The organism is Mesorhizobium sp. WSM4813 (assembly GCF_055811555.1).
The window spans coordinates 1-16,348 of record NZ_JBVVQU010000015.1; the positions used below are offsets into that span (position 1 = coordinate 1).

Below are 16,348 nucleotides of genomic sequence, written 5' to 3' on the forward strand. Positions count from 1 at the left end.
GTCATGGCACTTCCCCTTCCACGGGAATCGGTGATCGCAACGTCACCAGCGTGCCATGGCCGCCCCTCGCCTCAGAGAAACGGCTGTTCTCTCTCCAAAGCTTTTTGCAGAACCTTCAGGACATTATCCTGCGGCTTTGCCGTAAGCGATCCATATGCGCCTGCCTCCACACTACGTCGCGTGGGAGGCGGCAGATGCAGAAGGGTGCAGGGACCGAAAAAGCCAGGTGACGTGACATGACAGCCGACGCCATGTTGCCGGTCGCAAGCGCTTGGTGACGCCTGCCACTCACGGTGCAACTTTCGAACACGCGCGCTTACGGATGGCTTGGAATTCGCCGTGACAGGCTCGCCGAGCATCGCTGCTATGATTTGAGGTCGCGCTGACGTTGCCGGCGCGAACGGCTTTCGTTCAATCGCCCGGGATGCTTTCCAGTCGCTCTCCGCTGTCTTTTGCGATGAAGCTGCGCCAACCACCATAGGCCGAAATGTCGATCGCTCGTGACAACCCGGCGGTCTCGACCAGAAAGCCCTTGGCCGATGTCCCGTCATCGAGCTCGATCGTGCCGATGCCGAGCGGCGGCGGGATCGCGGCCACGAAGCGCCCGAACGCGTCTGCTGAAAGCCGCCAAACCTCGACACTGATCGCCGCCCCGGTGCCATTGGCAACACGCACGAGCCCCGGCTTCGGCACGGACTGGCCCGCGAGCGCATAAAGCTGATAGGAGGCGACCGTCCTGACGGCTCTGCTCAATCGCGCGCCCAGCGCGCAGAGTTGGCCGTTGAGCGGCATTCCCGACAAATGCGCGCCGACGACCACGAGCTCGATCATGTCGTCACCAGGGTCGAAGTTCTTGACGGGGGAGGCCGGCTTTGCCCAGCCTGTCGCGCCAAGGCCGAGACCGCTGGCTGCATGGAGCTCGCTGGCCAGCGCCGCCGTCAGGGCATCCTGGCCAGCGGCGGCAAGCAAAGTAACGCTCATCGGCAGATCGTCATCGCGCTTTCCCGTCGGTACGGCGACGCCGCACATGTCGAGCAGATTGACGAAATTGGTGTAGGTCCCGAGCCGGCTGTTGGTGACGATCGGATCGGCCAAAACAGCCTCCAGCGGATAGTGCGTCGGCGCCGTCGGCACGCAGAAGAGGTCGACCGAGGCGATGACCGGCGCGAGCCTGGCCTTGTAGGCCTGCAGCGCATACAGGCCTTTGAAAGCATCCGCTGCGGAAAGTTTTCGTGCCCCGCCGATGATCTGGCGCGTCACCGGGTGCATGGCTGCCTCGTTCCCGTCCATGAAATCCGCAATCGCCGCATAGCGCTCCGCCACCCAGGCGCCTTCGTAGAGAAGGTTGGCGGTGGCGTAGAAATCGCCGAACGGGATTTCGATCAGCCGGCAGCCGAGCTTTTCCAGCGCCCGCAGCGCCGTTTCGAATCCCGCCTGCATGGCCGCGTCGCCAAAAAATTCCCGGTCAGTCTTTGCCGGAACACCGACGGCCAGTACAGGCGGGCGTGGCCCGAGTGACGGCGCCGCAACAGCGCGCGAATAAGGATCGGCGTCGTCCTTTGCCGCCGCGGCCGTGAAGACACTGTAGGCATCACCGACGGTGAGCGCGAAGACGGAAACGCAGTCGAGCGTGCGGCAGGCGGGCACGACGCCGGCGGCCGACAGTGCGCCGACAGTGGGCTTCAGCCCGACGATGTTGTTGAGGCCGGCGGGAATGCGGCCGGATCCGGCGGTGTCGGTGCCGAGAGCAAATGAGACGATGCCGCGCGCCGTCGCCACAGCTGAGCCGCACGAGGAGCCACCCGGCACCAGTTTCGGATCGATCGCGTTTCTTGGGATCGGATAGGGTGTACGCACGCCGACGAGGCCGGTGGCGAATTGGTCGAGATTGGTTTTTCCGACGACCAGCGCGCCGGCCGCCCTCAGACGCGCCACGACGGTGGCGTCTTTCGCCGGCAAGTAGGCATATTCGGCGCAGCCGGCCGTGGTCGGCATGCCGACAACATCGATGTTGTCCTTGACCGCGAACGGTACGCCCCAGAGCGGCTTTGCCACGGGATCGAATCCGCCGAGTGCTTCGGCTCCGGCGAGCAGCTCGGCCTTGCTCGCCAGATGGATGAAGATGCCAGGATCGTCCGCTTTCGCTATGCGCTGAAACACGGTTGCAATAATGGTAGCGGCCGACATGCCGGAGGCATAGGCCGCGTGCAGGCTGTCGATATCGAAGCGGATGTCGCTCATTTCGTCTCGTCCAGAATGACCACCGGCAGATTCCACTGGATCAGCACGACGCAGCCGTCTTTCGCCCACACCGAATGCTCGGTTCCGACCGGGTTCAGGATTACGCTTCCGGCAGGATAGTTGCCATTCTCGTCGCTCTGTATGCCCTCCAGCACGACGATGGTTTCCAATGCGACATGGCGATGGCGTGGCACGCCGGCGCCAGGCCGATAGTTCAGGATGGCGACGGACGGTTCCGCCGGTCCGCCCTTGAGCAGCCAATGCACCGTGATGCCGTCGCGAAAATGCTCAAATGCCAGATCACGCCAGCCCCCATCGGTGAGAGCCGGATTTGCAATGTTAGGCATCGGCAATTCCTTTGAGCACCTGGTCCACCGTCGCCGTCCAGCCGACGATCGCGCCCTGCGCCCTGATCATGGCCAGCGCGGCCGCCTTGAACTCCGGAAAATAGCTCTCCGTCGCATCCTCGGCCAGCAGGCATTCATAGCCGCGGTCGTTGGCCTCGCGCATCGTCGTCTGCACGCAGACTTCCGTCGTAACCCCGGCGAAGACCAGTTGCTGCACGCCCAGCCGCTTCAGGTCCTCACCGAAGCTGGTGGCATAGAACGCGCCTTTGCCGGGTTTTTCGATGACGATTTCGCCAGGCAGCGGGGCAAGCTCGTCGAGGATCGCCGTTCCCGGCTCGCCGACGATCAGCACACGGCCCATCGGCCCAGCGTCGCCGATCCGGATCGATGGATTGCCGCGATTGCGCTTGGCCGGCGGCAGATCCGAAAGGTCTGATCTGTGGCATTCCATCGTGTGGATCACCGGCAGGCCGGCCTTTCGAAATCCCTCGATAAGCCTCTTGACCGTCGGCACGATCGCCATCACCCGGCTGACGTCATTGCCGAGGCCGGCGCCGAAGCCGCCCGGATCGGCGAAATCGCGCTGCATGTCGATGACGACCAGCGCCATCACCTCAGGCTTGAAGGCAAACGGAAACGGCAGCGCGTCGATCTCCGCCATCAATGATGTCCGGCCATGTGTTCGCCGATCGTCTGGACGCTCGCCTGTGCGATCGGCGTCTCATAGACCAGCGCCCCGTCGGACATGACGAAAATGCGATCCGAGAGCTCCAGCAATTCGTCGAGGTCCTCCGACATCAAGAGCACAGCGGCGCCGGCGTTGCGCGCCTTCATGATACGGGCGCGAATTTCGGCGACGGCGGAGAAATCGAGTCCGAAGCAGGGATTGGAGACGATGAGAAGATCCACTTCGCCGGTCAGTTCGCGGGCGAGCACCGCGCGCTGCACATTGCCTCCGGACAGCGATGAAATCGGCGAGGCGAGCGAGGCGGTCTTGACCTTGAACTGCTCGACCAGGCGGGCGGCATAGTCCCTGATGGCGCTCATACTGATCCAGGCGATCGGCTTGCCGGCCTCGTTGAGGTCGAAGGTCCGGAATGCCATGTTTTCGGCAACCGTCATCCTCGGCGCGCAGGCATTGCGCAACGGTTCCTCCGGGATGAAACGCACATTGAGCGTGCGGGCCTCGGCGCGGCTGGCGCCGTAGGGCGATCCCTTCACCAGGACGTCGCCGGCATCACGCGTGCGCTGCCCTGCCAGGACTTCTAAAAACTCCTTCTGGCCGTTGCCGGAGATACCGGCGACGCCGACGATCTCGCCGGATTTCACATCGAGCTCGCCGATGTTGATGGTCTTCAGGCCGGTGCGGTCGGGCGCCTTCAGTGCCTTCACCGTCAGGATTTGCCTGGCGCCGACAGGCACTGGTGCGCGACTGTCGAGCGCGGCAATCGGCTGGCCGCCGATCATCATCGCCGCCATCTGCTTGTGAGACAGCTCCGATACTTTTCCAGTTCCCGTCAATCTGCCCTTGCGCAGCACCGTGATCTCGTCGGCAAACGCCGTCACCTCATGGAATTTGTGCGAGATCATCAGCACGGTGAGGTCGCCGGTCCTGGTCATGCTGCGCACGAGGCCGAGCACTTCCTGCGCCTCGCCGGGGGTTAGCACGGAGGTCGGCTCATCCAGCACCAGGAAACTGCGCCCGAGATAAAGCTGCTTGATGATTTCGAGCTTCTGTTTCTCGCCGGCGGCGAGTTCGGCCACTTTGACGTCGAGCGGCAGCTTGAACGGCATCCGCTCCATGAATTGGGCAAGTGCCGCGCGCTCCTTGCGCCAGTCGATGATATCAGGCACCTTTTCGCGCGAAATGACCAGGTTTTCCGCACCCGTCAGCGACGGGACCAGGGTAAAATGTTGGTAGACCATGCCGAGGCCGAGCGCCGAGGCATCCTTCGGACTGGCAATCCCGACCTCGCGGCCGTCGACCAGAATGTCGCCGGCGGTCGGGTGATAAAAGCCCATGATGCATTTGACCAGCGTCGACTTGCCCGCACCGTTTTCGCCAAGCAACGCATGGAACGATCCCGCCGGCACCTTGATCGACACGTCGTCCAGAGCGGTGAAGGCGCCGAAGCGCCTCGTCATGCCGATGGTCTCGACGCCGACTGCTTTTTTGCCGCGGTCACTCATGGTCGAACCTCATGGCAACTGGGCGACAAAGGACGCCGAGTTCGACACCGCGCCAAATACGCCGCCCTGCATCTTGATCATCTTGATCGCAGCCAGATGATTGCCGTAGTCGGTCGCCCCGCAGCAATCCTCCAGCATCACGCATTCGAAGCCGCGGTCGTTGGCCTCGCGCATCGTCGTGTGCACGCAGACATCGGTGGTGATGCCGGTGAGCACGATGTTTTCGATGCCACGCTGGTTGAGGATCAGCTCCAGGTCGGTGGCGCAGAACGAGCCCTTTCCCGGCTTGTCGATGATCGGCTCGCCTTCGGCCGGATAAAGGTCGGGGATGATGTCCCAGCCCGGCTCGCCGCGCACCAGGATGCGCCCGCAGGGTCCGGGGTCGCCGATGCCGGCATTGATACGGCGCGAGCGCCAGCGCTTGTTGGCCGGCAGGTCGGCGAGATCGGGCCGGTGGCCCTCGCGCGTGTGGATGATGGTGTAGCCTTTCGCCCGCATGGCCGACAGCACCGATCTGATCGGCTCGATCGGCGCCCGCACCAGCGACAGGTCGTAGCCCATATGGTCGACATAGCCGCCCGGCCCACAAAAATCGGTCTGCATGTCGATGATGATCAGCGCCGTGTTGTCGGGCCGAAGCTCGCCATTGTAGGGCCATGGATAGGGATCGGCGTCGATGTAGCGCTGCGTGATTTCGGCCCTGGCGTTCATTGAGCAAAACTCCAGTCTGGAAACGTCATTTGGTGATCGACAGTTCGCCCGGCGCGCCGGCGAGCGAACGGCTCGGCGACGAGGTGGCGATCATGATGACGAGCGTGAGAATGTAGGGCGCGGCGTAGAACAGATAGTAGCCGTTCGTGACGCCGACCGATTGCAGCGCCGGCCCGAGCGCGCCGGCGCCGCCGAACAGCAGCGCTGCGGCAAAGCAGCCGAGCGGGTTCCAGCGCGCAAAGATGACCAACGCCACTGCCATCAGCCCCTGGCCCGACGAAATGCCTTCGGTCCAGCTGCCGGGGTAGTAGAGCGACAGATAGGCGCCGCCGATGCCGGCCAGCGCGCCGCCGATGCCGGTGGCGATGAGGCGCACCGTATTCGGGTTGAGGCCCATGGCGCGCGCCGCGTCGGAACTGTCGCCGACTACGCGCAGGATCAGACCGGCGCGGGTGTTGCGGAAAGCCCACCACAGGAACACGGCAAGTGCTGCGCCGATCAGGAACAGCACGTTGACATTGAGCGCCGCCTGCACCTGCGGGACATCGGACCAGCCGCCAAACGGGATCGCCGGCAGATCGGGCGCCGAGGGCTGGATGAATGGCTTGCCGAAGAAGAAGGCGAGACCCGAGCCGAACAGCATCAGGGCAATGCCGATGGCGATGTCGTTAACGCCACGGAATTTGCAGATCCAGCCGTGGAACAGGCCGAAACAAAGACCGGCACCGGCAGCGGCCAGCAGGCCGAGCCATGGCGAGCCGGTCATCACCGCCACGGCATAGGCGGTCATCGCGCCGAACACCAGTGTGCCTTCAAGACCGAGATTGATGCGCCCGGAACGTTCGGTGATGGCTTCCCCCAGCGATACGAAGATAAAGGGCGTCGACACCCGGATGGCGCCGCCGAGCATGGCAAGCGGAACGCCCCAGAGGCCGATCTCGGTTGCATCCATCAGGCAGTTCCCTTCAAGAGGTATGACCTCTCCCAGAGGTCGGGATTGAAGGCCTTGAAGCGGCCGTAGAAGGTTTCGCTGAACAGGATGACGACGAAGAGCATGCCCTGCAGCACCAGCACGGTGGCGTCGGGCAGGTCCATGCGGCGCTGGATCAGCCCGCCGGAGGCGTCGATGCCGCCAAGCAGGAAGGCGACCGGGATGATGCCGAGCGGATTGTGGCGGGCGAGGAAGGCGACCAGGATACCGGTATACCCATAGCCAGCGGCGAGCGAGGCGTTGGCGCTGCCTTGCACGGCGGCGACTTCGAGCATGCCGGCAAGGCCGGCGAAGCCGCCGGCCAGCGCGGTGAAACCGACGATCAGCGGCCCGACGGCAAGTCCCTGCACCTGGGCTGCCCTGATATTGCCGCCGGCGATGCGGGCGGCGAAGCCCCAGCGAGTCTTTTCGATCAGCAGCCAGGACAGAATGCAGGCGATGACGCCAATGACCAGGCCCCAATGCACGTCCATGCCCGGAATGTTGCCGATGCGGTAGGCCTCAGCCAACGGCTCGGTCGAAGGTTTGTTGAGCGAGGCGGGATCGCGCAGCGGTCCTTCCACCAGATGGTTCATCAGGGCGATGGCGATATAGGCCATCAAAAGGCTCGATATGGTTTCGTTGACGGCGCGGTAGTGGCGTAGCGCGCCGACGGCACCGATCCAGATGCCGCCGGCGGTCAGGCCCGCCACGCCCATGGCAAGAATAACGAAAAAGGCGGGGGCGCCGCTGGTGGCCACGCCCATCGCAGCGGCGGCAACACCGCCCAGCACGATCGCGCCTTCACCGCCGATGACGACAAGGCCGAGCCGGGCCGGCAATGCCACGCAGAGCGCCGCAAGCAGCAAGGGTGCGGCCCGCGACAGCGAGTTCTGGACCGAGAACCACGAGCCGAAGCCGCCGCGCCACATCGTTTCATAGAGCTGCGCCGGCGATTTGCCGACCAGCGCGATGAACAGGCTGAACAGGGCCATGCCGACGATCAGCGCCGCGAGCGGAATGACGAAGGCTTCCGCCCGCCGGGCAATCCATTCGAGCGCCGTCGTGTAGCCCCGTGCGCCGAGCGTCACCGGTACCCCCGCACTGCTCACCGTGTCTGCCATGGCCCCCGTCTCCCGATCCATGCTCAAGCGGTCGAGCCGAAGACACCCTCGACGAGATAGTCCATGCTTTCCAGCTCGATAGCGGCCTCGACGAAGGTCTGGCCCTCGGTTGCGACGACGTCGCCCTTGTTGTTCTTCAACGGCCCCTTGATGACGGAAAAGCCGCCCTTCATCATTTCGGCGAGCGTGCCGTCGAACTGTGCGCGCGCCGCCTCGCTGACGGCGGGGCCGAGCGGGCTCATCTTGACGAAGCCGTCGGCCAGTCCGCCGCGCGTGAAATTGGGCAGCGGCTTGCCGGCCATGAGGTCGTCGACGAACAACTTGTAGACCTTCGCCCAGTTCCATTCCGCGCCGGTCAGATATTTTTCGGGCGCCAGCGGGCTCTGATTGGCATGATAGCCGCAGATGAAGGCGCGGCGTCCCGCCGCCGTTTCGACCACCACTTTCGGGCTGTCGACATGGCAGGTGATGACGTCGGCACCCTGATCGACCAGTGCATTGGTGGCTTCCGCCTCCTTGACCGCCAGCGACCATTCGCCGGTGAAGATCACCTGGCAGGTGATGGCCGGGTCGACCGAGCGTGCGCCAAGCAGGAAGGAATTGATGTTGAGCAGGACCTGCGGAATAGGTTTTGCCGCGACGAAGCCGAGCTTCTTGGTCTTGGTGGCGTGGCCGGCCGCGACGCCATTGAGATACTGGCCCATGCCGATATAGCCGAAATAGGAACCGGCATTCATCGGATGCTTGTCCTTATTCCACATGCCGCCGCAATGGCGGAACTGCACGTCGGGGAATTTGGCGCACATGGCCAGCATGTGCGGATCGAAATAGCCGAACGAGGTCGGGAAGATCAGCGAGGCGCCGTCGAGGTTGATCATCGATTCCATCGTCTTCTGGACATCGACCGTCTCGGGCACGTTCTCCTCCTCGACCACGGAGATGCCCTCGATGGCCTTCAATGTGGCGGCACCCTCGGCTTGTGCCTGGTTATAGCCGTAGTCGTCCTTTGGTCCGACATAGATGAAGCCGACAGTGACTGCGGCGGCGAACGCCCTGCTGATCGGGAATGACGCCGAGGCCAGACCGAGCGCTGCTCCGGCGGCGGAGGTCTTGAGCAGTTCGCGGCGGCTAAGCATGAAACTCTCGGTCATGTGGATGCTCCCTGTTGGACCCTTTTCCAGGTCGATTGATTCCCTTCTCGTAAAAGTGAATGCAATCGCTGTGCCAGTTCAAAAGACAAAATTTATCTAATGAAATCAGTTGGAGTGCCGATTTACCGTGCTCAAGTGAGAGGCAATTGCATACACTTTTTGCCTTTCAATTAGCCAGTTTGACATCTAGATTAAAATAAAGGCATAGAGGACGCGTCCGAGTCGAAACTTCCGGCGAGCCACTCGACTCTGCAAAAGACTGACGGAGAAGAATTGTCGGGGAAGCGCAGCTTGATCAGGTCGGGCACGACCGTCGATCAGATGGTGAGGGCGATCGGCGACCGGATCGTCACCGGCTTCCTGCGCCCCGGCGAAAAGCTCGACGAGGCCTCGCTCGCTGCCCGCTTCGACGTGTCGCGCACCCCCGTCAGGGAGGCGCTTGGCCGGCTGAGCGCCATGGGGCTGGTTGAAAGGCGGCCCAACCGTGGCGCCACCGTCGCCGTGGTGACGCAGGAGCATCTCGCCTCGATGTTCGAGAGCATGGCCGAGCTTGAAGCGATCTGCGCGCGGTTCTCGGCCGAGCGCATGACCGCCGGCGAACGCCGCACGCTCGAGATCGAGCACCAGGCATCGGCGCGCCTCGTGCAACTGGGTGCGGAGGAGGACTACGAGTATTTCAACACCGAGTTCCACACCCGGCTCTATCGCGGCGCGCACAGCAAGCACATCCATGAACTGACCGTCATGACGCGCAGCCGGCTGGCGCCGTTCCGGCGCGCGCAATTCATGCTGCCGGGCCGCCTGGCCAAATCCTGGCAGGAGCATGACGTCATCGTTACCGCGATCATGCGCGGCGACGGCGCTGCCGCAGGACATGCAGCCAAGGATCACGTTTCCATCGTCAGCGAGGCGAGCGCCGTTTTTGCCGCGGTTGACCCGGTGGAACCGGCGGCGGGTTCGATCGAAGTGTCTTCCTAGCAATCAGGCAAAAACTGCCCAATCCGTCGGCGATGCGATGATTTTCGCGTCACTCGTGCGCACGCTCGAAGCCGCGCAGTCCGCAAATGCCGGCCTTTTTGGCCTGTTCGGCATTGGCATGCTCCTTGCTTCGTTGGTGATGTGCAGAGCGTCTAGGGTTCCGGCCGCAACACAGCGGTGCTGGTCCAAGAGATGCGACCGCCAGGGATGCACTGAGGCATCCGGCGGAACACGGCGGGCCAAAATCCCGGGAGAACCCTGCACGGGTTTGCTGGCGCGAACCTCTCCCGGATGCGCGCTCGCAAACCCCAACATTAAGTCCGGTCGCAATCCGGACCGCGAACAGGGGTACGCAATGCATCGCAAGCTGGCCGCAATCATCCTAGCCGCATCACTCATCCTTCCCATCGTTTCCGCCGCCGACGCGGCGCCCAAGAAAGACTTCAAGATATGCTGGTCGATCTATGTCGGCTGGATGCCGTGGGGCTATCTCTCCGACAGCGGCATCATGAAGAAATGGGCAGACAAGAACGGCATCAATGTCGAGATCACCCGCATCAACGACTATGTCGAAAGCATCAACCAGTACACCGCCGGCGGTTTCGACGGCTGTTCGATGACCAACATGGACGCGCTGTCGATCCCCGCTGGCGGCGGCGTCGACACCACCGCCTTGATAATCGGCGACTTCTCCAACGGCAATGATGCGGTGATCCTCAAGGACAAGGCAGCGCTCGCCGACATTGCCGGTCAGAAGGTCAATCTCGTCGAGCTCTCCGTCTCGCATTATCTGCTGGCGCGGGCGCTGGACACGGTCAAGCTCGCCGAGAAGGACATCACCGTCGTCAACACGTCCGACGCAGACATGGTCGCCGCCTACGGCACCAGCGACGTCACCTCGGTCGTTACCTGGAACCCGCTGGTTTCCGAGATCGTCGCCATGCCGGGTGCGCACAAGGTTTTCGATTCTGCGCAGGTTCCCGGTGAGATCATCGACATGATGGTCGTCAACACCGAGACGCTGAAGGATAATCCGGCATTGGGCAAGACGCTTGTCGGTGCGTGGTACGAGGTGATGGACCTGATGACCTCCGACACGCCGGAAGGCAAGGCAGCCAAGGAGGAGATGGCCAAGGCGTCCGGCACCGACCTCGCCGGCTTCGACGCGCAGCTTGCCTCGACGGCAATGTTCTACGACCCCGCCAAGGCGGTCGAGTTTACCGAAGGCGCCGAATTGCCGAAGACCATGGATCTGGTCCGCAACTTCCTGTTCAGCCACGGCATCCTCGGCACCAATGCGACGAGTGTCGACGTCGTCGGCATGAGCTTTGCCGACGGATCGACGCTGGGCGACGCCAACAACGTCAAGCTGCGTTTCGATCCAGCCTTCATGGCCGAGGCGGCCGCCGCGACGCCCTGACCCGACATGCTGGCCAAGGGAATGAGTGCCAGGGATGAAGCCTCCGCGACGGGCGGTGAGGGCACCACGCGCCCTTCCCGGCCAAAGCCGAGGGTGCGCCTTCGCATGATCAATGCGAAGGTTTCGCGCGGCGGCGCCTTGTTCCTCGGCGGCTTGCCGTTCCTGTTCGCGGCGATCGCCTATCTGATCGCTTCGGCGCAACGACTGGCGGTCAATCCCAGCGACAAGCTGCTGCCTTCGCCGGTACAGATGTGGTCGGCCTTCCTTGACCTTGCCACGGTGCCGGACAAGCGCTCGGGCGACCTCATCCTTTGGGTCGACACCTATGCCAGTCTCCTCAGGCTGCTCGCGGGCGTGGGCGTTGCCACGGTCGCCGCGCTTTCGCTCGGCATTGCCATCGGCTTCATCCCGCGGGTGCGGGCGTTCCTGCTGCCGTTCGTCACCGTCGTTTGCGTCATCCCTCCGCTGGCGCTGCTGCCGATCCTGTTCATCGCGCTCGGCCTCGGCGAAACGGCCAAGATCACGCTGATCGCCGTCGGCGTCGCGCCGGTGATGGTGCGCGACATCGCCAATCGGGTGACGGAGTTGCCACCAGAACTGGTGGCCAAGGCGCAAACGCTTGGCGGCAACAGCTGGACCATGGTCTTGCGGCTGGTGCTGCCGCAGATCATGCCGCGCCTGATCACTTGCGTGCGGCTGGCGCTCGGGCCGGCCTGGCTGTTCCTGATCGCGGCCGAAGCCATCGCCTCGACCGAAGGGCTGGGTTACCGCATCTTCCTCGTTCGCCGCTATCTCTCGATGGACGTCATCCTGCCCTATGTCGCCTGGATAACCCTGCTTGCCGTGATCACCGACTGGCTGCTGGTGCGGCTGTCGCGGGCAATGTCCCCTTGGGCGCATCCGGTGGAGGCCAGATGAGCCGCATCGTCGTTCACGGGCTGGAAAAGAGCTATGGCGATGCCCGCGTGCTCGAGCGGGTCAACGTCACCGCCGAGGCCGGCGAATTCCTGTCGCTGGTGGGCGCCAGCGGCTGCGGAAAATCGACGTTCCTGCGCATCCTGCTCGGTCAGGAGCAGCAGAGCAGTGGTGTCGTCATCGTCGGCGACGGCCCGATCGTGCCCGAGCCGACGCCCCAGCGCGGCATTGTCTTTCAGCGCTATTCGGTGTTTCCGCATCTGACCGCCGTCCAAAACCTGCTGCTGGTCGAAGACTTTCGCTCGGGCGGGCCGTTTGGCCGCGTCTTCGGCGCCAGGCGTGCAAAGGCCAGGCAAGAGGCCGAGGCCATGCTGGCGCGGGTCGGGCTCGCCCATACGCGCGACCTCTATCCCGCCTCGCTCTCCGGCGGCATGCAGCAGCGGCTGGCGATTGCGCAGACCTTGCTCGGCCGACCGCAGATCCTGCTTCTCGACGAGCCGTTCGGTGCGCTCGATCCGGGCATCCGCGTCGAGATGCACGAACTGCTGACGGAGTTGTGGACCGAGCACGGCATGACGGTGGTGATGGTCACCCACGATATCGGCGAGGCCTTCAAGCTCGGCACCCGCGTGCTGGTCTTCGACAAGGTGCGCCACGATCCGCAGTTCCCGTCGGCTTACGGCGCGACGATCACCTACGATCTGAAGCTCGATCGCAAGACTCGGGCTTCCTCTCATCACTTGGCCAAGGTGGCCGCAATGGTCGGGACGACCCGGCCGGATAAAGCAATGGCGACGACGGCGTCGTAACGGAGACCGTGAATGTCCAGAAATATCCCCGAACGCAGCCACCGCCGGGCAGGGCTTGTCGCCCGGGAGCCCAGGGAACGTTTCCACCATCCGGATTTCGACGCCCGCGGAACGCAGGGTTGGAAGTCGATCGAGGCCGAGGGCAAGTTGCCGGAAAGCGGCTGGCGCAAGGAGCAGCAATGGGCGCTCGACATGGGCCTGCCGGGATCGGAGTCGATCGTCGACAAGTCCATCCCGACATTCGCGCGCGGCGAGCTGCCGCATTTCGCCGGCATCAATACCTTTCTCAAGGCGCCCTATGTCGAGAATGTCCGCGATGTCGGCAAATATGATGCTGCCGTCATCGGCATTCCTTTCGACAGTGGCACCACCTACCGGCCGGGAACCCGCTTCGGCCCGCAAGGCATTCGTCGCATCTCGGCGCTCTACACGCCGTACAATTACGAGCTCGGCGTCGATCTGCGCGAGCAGATGACGCTGTGCGACGCCGGCGACGTCTTCACCATTCCCGCCAACCTCGAAAAGAGCTTCGACCAGATCACCAAGGGCGTCAGCCATGTCGCCTCGTCCGGCGCGCTGCCGATCATGCTGGGCGGCGACCATTCGATCGGATTTCCCTGCGTGCGCGGCATTGCCGACGTGACCTCGAAACGCATCGGCATCATCCATTTCGACCGCCATATCGACATCCAGGAAAAGGATCTCGACGAGCGCATGCACACCACGCCCTGGTATTGGGCGACCAACCTGCCGAACGTCTCGGCGACCAATCTCGTGCAGCTCGGCATCGGCGGCTGGCAGGTTCCCCGCTACGGCGTCGCCGAGGCGAGGAAGCGCGGCACCAACGTGCTCACCATTGCCGATATCGAGCAGATGGGACTTGAGAAGGCGGCGGAAATCGCGCTCGAACTCGCGTGGAAAGACACCGACGCCGTCTACATCTCCTTCGACGTCGACAGCCTCGATTGCGGTTTCGTGCCCGGCACGGGCTGGCCCGAGCCGGGCGGCTTCCTGCCGCGCGAGGCGCTCAAGCTTCTGGGATTGGTGACGGCGCCCGGCATTTGCGGGCTGGAGGTGGTCGAGGTTTCGCCGCCCTACGACACGTCGGACATTACGGCGCTGTTCGGCGTGCGCGTCGTCGTCGAGGCGCTCGGCTCGATGGTCGCCCACGGCAATCTCGGCAAACATAAATCGATCATCGACAAACCGGTGAGTTTTTGACCATGCATGACGATCACCACCACAGTCACGATCATGGCGATGGCCATCATCATCACGGGCCGAATGGTCATCATGACCATCCGCAAGCCCTTGGGCACAACGGGCCCGCGGGCAAGCCGCTGCAATGGCAGACGCCGCATCTGCCGGACCAGGCTCACGAACCGCCGGTTGATCCAGCGACGGTCGACCTCGATCTTGTTGAAACCGCGTTCCTTGAAGGCTTTGCGCGGGCGCCGGACCCGTCCAGCTTTCTACGTCTGGCCGGCATACCGTTTGTCGGCGAGAGGGCGGACGGCGTGCGGCTTCATCTGCTTCGCGTCGAGACCGAGGATCTGGTCGACGTCGGCGCGGTCATGCCGCTCGTCGGCGGCACCGGCGTCGCCTATCACCCGCTGCCGGCGCGCTTGACATCGCACCGCCGCCGCCTCGCCTTCATCTATCACGATGGCAATGAGCAAAAGCCGCTCGGCTTCGCCGCGGCGCGCGCCCTTGCGGACCGTTCCGCCGCTTCGCAATTCACCGTTCCCGGACAATGAAACCAGATCCCGTCACTCTCATCGGACAGGTACAACCATGAAAACATTGGCTAGACTTGGCACCCTTTCGGCTCTCGCCGCACTCACACCGACGCTGGCGTTTGCGCATAGCGGCGGCGCTCACGTCCACGGCTTTTTCGCCGGCCTCGGACATCCGCTCTTCGGCATGGACCATCTGCTGGCCATGATCGCGGTCGGCATGATTGGCGCCCGCTCCGGTGGCCGCAGCTTTGTCCTTGTGCCGCTGTTCTTCGTCTCGGCCATGGTCGCCGGAGCCTTGCTCGGCATGACCGGCATCGGCCTGCCTTCCCTTGAAACCGGCATCGCGCTGTCGCTGGTGGTCTTTGGCGCCATGGTCGGTCTTGCCAAGCCGCTGCCGCTGGCCGCCGCCGCGGCGTTGACGGCCCTGTTCGGCCTCTTTCACGGCAACGCCCACGGCCTTGAGATCCCCGAGAGCGCCAGCGGCATCTCTTACGCTGCGGGCTTCGTGCTCGGCACATCGATGCTGCATGCGATCGGGGTGTTGTCCGTCTTCAAGCTCGCCGGTTGGCCGATGACGGTCCGCACCGCGGGGCTCGCTACCTCGCTGGTTGGAATGGCCATGGCGGCACAGACCTTCTGAGTGAGGCGATCAACGCAGGCAGTCGGCAAACAGAACTGGAATGCAGATGAGCCAAAAATGGTCGATGGGGCTGCGGCGCATTCGCGACATGCTGTACCAGATCCTGAAAATCCGGGCCGAGCGGCTTTGAGGGGCGCGGTTTCGCGTCCCTCCGGTCGAAATGAGCGTCAGAATTCGAGCGCTTGCCTGAGCGCCGGACCGCTCCTGATGCGCAGATCGAGGTCGGCCTCGATATGGTCGATGTGATGCAGCATCAGCGCGCTGGCGCGTTCGGAATTGCCATTTTCCAGCGCCTCCAGGATAGTCATGTGCTCGCTATGACCGCAGCTCGAGACGCCCGAGCGGCCATAGAGCGCGATCACCAGCGATGACCGCGCCACTAGTTCTTCCATGAAGCGCTGGAGGATGGTGTTTCCGGCAACCGAAGCCAGCAGCAGGTGAAAATCGCCCGAAGCTTTGATTTCCGACCGTCTTGCATTTGGTCCGCGTTCGGCAATGAAGCGGCCCTCTTCATCGAGCTGAGCCTTGAAGGCAGCGACATGGTCTGGCGTCATCCGCCCGGCCGCGGCAATCGCGATGCCGGGCTCGATCAGCCGGCGCGAAGCAAAGACCTGACGCGCTTCCTCCGGCGACGGATTGGCGACGAAGGCGCCGCGATTGCGCTCGGTCCGAACCAGGCCTTCGAAGGAGAGCATCTGCAGTGCCGCGCGCGCCACGGTGCGGCTGACATCGAATAAAGTGCCGACCTCGCCTTCCGACAGCTTGGTTCCGGGCGCCAGCCGGCGATCGACGATCGCATCGCGCAACTGGTCGCGGATCGCCTGGGCGCGATCCTCGTTGGCACTGTCGACTGCAGGGAAAGTCTGGTCGGCTATATTCATGATGGTAGTCCCTGCACCTTTCTACCGTGAATCGGGTCGGTTGCAGAGGGCCAAAGTGAATACGATGCCAGAAAAGATTGCATACGATTTTTGCGAGGATCGCCGGCTATCGCCTATAATTTGTGCATAGCACAAGCGGACCGTTTCGGCGGGCGGCCGGATGCAGTCCCGATTTACCCAAAAAAATCAGCCGTTTGAGGCCCATGCAGGGCAATTGGCATGCATGATGCGT

The 16,348-nt window shown here is 63.5% G+C and carries 16 protein-coding genes and 1 riboswitch; of the genes, 7 read left to right on the top strand and 9 right to left on the bottom strand.

Features of this window, described 5'->3' with window-relative positions; translation table 11 throughout:
* Positions 1-411 precede the first annotated feature (411 nt).
* Genes atzF through AC0L25_RS10795 form a run of 8 tightly spaced genes read right to left on the bottom strand, consistent with a single transcriptional unit; the run spans position 412 to position 8,734 of the window.
* Positions 412-2,241 carry an allophanate hydrolase gene (gene atzF / locus AC0L25_RS10760; protein ID WP_473595463.1) on the bottom strand — a complete coding sequence of 610 codons (1,830 nt, stop codon included), beginning with the start codon at positions 2,239-2,241 and terminating at the stop codon, positions 412-414.
* On the bottom strand, positions 2,238-2,588 hold the full coding sequence (locus tag AC0L25_RS10765) for a cupin domain-containing protein (RefSeq protein ID WP_473595464.1): 351 nt from the start codon (positions 2,586-2,588) through the stop codon (positions 2,238-2,240). The genes atzF and AC0L25_RS10765 overlap by 4 nt, the downstream gene beginning before the upstream one ends.
* Positions 2,581-3,249 carry a cysteine hydrolase family protein gene (locus AC0L25_RS10770; RefSeq protein WP_473595465.1) on the bottom strand — a complete coding sequence of 223 codons (669 nt, stop codon included), beginning with the start codon at positions 3,247-3,249 and terminating at the stop codon, positions 2,581-2,583. Before AC0L25_RS10770 ends, AC0L25_RS10765 begins: the two co-directional genes overlap by 8 nt.
* Positions 3,249-4,778, bottom strand: a complete 1,530-nt coding sequence (locus AC0L25_RS10775; RefSeq protein ID WP_473595466.1) for an ABC transporter ATP-binding protein — start codon at positions 4,776-4,778, stop codon at positions 3,249-3,251. The genes AC0L25_RS10770 and AC0L25_RS10775 overlap by 1 nt, the downstream gene beginning before the upstream one ends.
* A 9-nt stretch (positions 4,779-4,787) precedes the next feature.
* The gene (gene biuH / locus AC0L25_RS10780) at positions 4,788-5,489 is read right to left on the bottom strand and encodes a biuret amidohydrolase (protein ID WP_065007121.1); all 702 of its coding nucleotides are present in this window, start codon (positions 5,487-5,489) and stop codon (positions 4,788-4,790) included.
* Positions 5,490-5,514: 25 nt separating this feature from the next.
* Positions 5,515-6,441, bottom strand: a complete 927-nt coding sequence (locus AC0L25_RS10785) for an ABC transporter permease (protein WP_473595467.1) — start codon at positions 6,439-6,441, stop codon at positions 5,515-5,517.
* A complete protein-coding gene (locus AC0L25_RS10790) occupies positions 6,441-7,583 on the bottom strand; it encodes an ABC transporter permease (RefSeq protein ID WP_473595468.1) in 1,143 nt (380 codons plus the stop codon). The genes AC0L25_RS10785 and AC0L25_RS10790 overlap by 1 nt, the downstream gene beginning before the upstream one ends.
* A gap of 23 nt (positions 7,584-7,606) precedes the next feature.
* The gene (locus tag AC0L25_RS10795; RefSeq protein ID WP_473595469.1) at positions 7,607-8,734 is read right to left on the bottom strand and encodes a BMP family ABC transporter substrate-binding protein; all 1,128 of its coding nucleotides are present in this window, start codon (positions 8,732-8,734) and stop codon (positions 7,607-7,609) included.
* Positions 8,735-9,025: 291 nt separating this feature from the next.
* On the opposite strand from AC0L25_RS10795, the gene AC0L25_RS10800 reads away from it, so the two are divergent.
* From AC0L25_RS10800 to AC0L25_RS10830, 7 genes are all read left to right on the top strand, one after another.
* Positions 9,026-9,712: a GntR family transcriptional regulator gene (locus AC0L25_RS10800; RefSeq protein WP_473595470.1), complete on the top strand. Its 687-nt coding sequence runs from the start codon at positions 9,026-9,028 to the stop codon at positions 9,710-9,712.
* A gap of 141 nt (positions 9,713-9,853) precedes the next feature.
* A riboswitch (guanidine-I (ykkC/yxkD leader) is annotated at positions 9,854-9,968 on the top strand.
* A 99-nt stretch (positions 9,969-10,067) separates the two neighbouring features.
* Positions 10,068-11,132 carry a putative urea ABC transporter substrate-binding protein gene (locus tag AC0L25_RS10805; RefSeq protein ID WP_473595471.1) on the top strand — a complete coding sequence of 355 codons (1,065 nt, stop codon included), beginning with the start codon at positions 10,068-10,070 and terminating at the stop codon, positions 11,130-11,132.
* Between the two features lie 105 nt (positions 11,133-11,237).
* Positions 11,238-12,050 (top strand): ABC transporter permease, encoded by an 813-nt coding sequence (locus AC0L25_RS10810; RefSeq protein WP_473595472.1) that lies wholly within the window; start codon positions 11,238-11,240, stop codon positions 12,048-12,050.
* The gene (locus AC0L25_RS10815) at positions 12,047-12,856 is read left to right on the top strand and encodes an ATP-binding cassette domain-containing protein (protein WP_473595473.1); all 810 of its coding nucleotides are present in this window, start codon (positions 12,047-12,049) and stop codon (positions 12,854-12,856) included. The genes AC0L25_RS10810 and AC0L25_RS10815 overlap by 4 nt, the downstream gene beginning before the upstream one ends.
* Positions 12,857-12,868: 12 nt before the next feature.
* The gene (locus AC0L25_RS10820) at positions 12,869-14,077 is read left to right on the top strand and encodes an agmatinase family protein (protein ID WP_473527462.1); all 1,209 of its coding nucleotides are present in this window, start codon (positions 12,869-12,871) and stop codon (positions 14,075-14,077) included.
* 2 nt (positions 14,078-14,079) lie between these two features.
* A complete protein-coding gene (locus AC0L25_RS10825) occupies positions 14,080-14,613 on the top strand; it encodes a hypothetical protein (RefSeq protein WP_473595474.1) in 534 nt (177 codons plus the stop codon).
* Positions 14,614-14,650: 37 nt separating this feature from the next.
* The gene (locus AC0L25_RS10830) at positions 14,651-15,235 is read left to right on the top strand and encodes a HupE/UreJ family protein (RefSeq protein ID WP_473595475.1); all 585 of its coding nucleotides are present in this window, start codon (positions 14,651-14,653) and stop codon (positions 15,233-15,235) included.
* 167 nt (positions 15,236-15,402) lie between these two features.
* Here AC0L25_RS10830 and AC0L25_RS10835 read toward each other — a convergent pair whose 3' ends face one another.
* Complete coding sequence (locus AC0L25_RS10835; protein WP_473595476.1) at positions 15,403-16,116, bottom strand: GntR family transcriptional regulator; 714 nt, start codon at positions 16,114-16,116, stop codon at positions 15,403-15,405.
* Between the last annotated feature and the right edge of the window lie 232 nt (positions 16,117-16,348).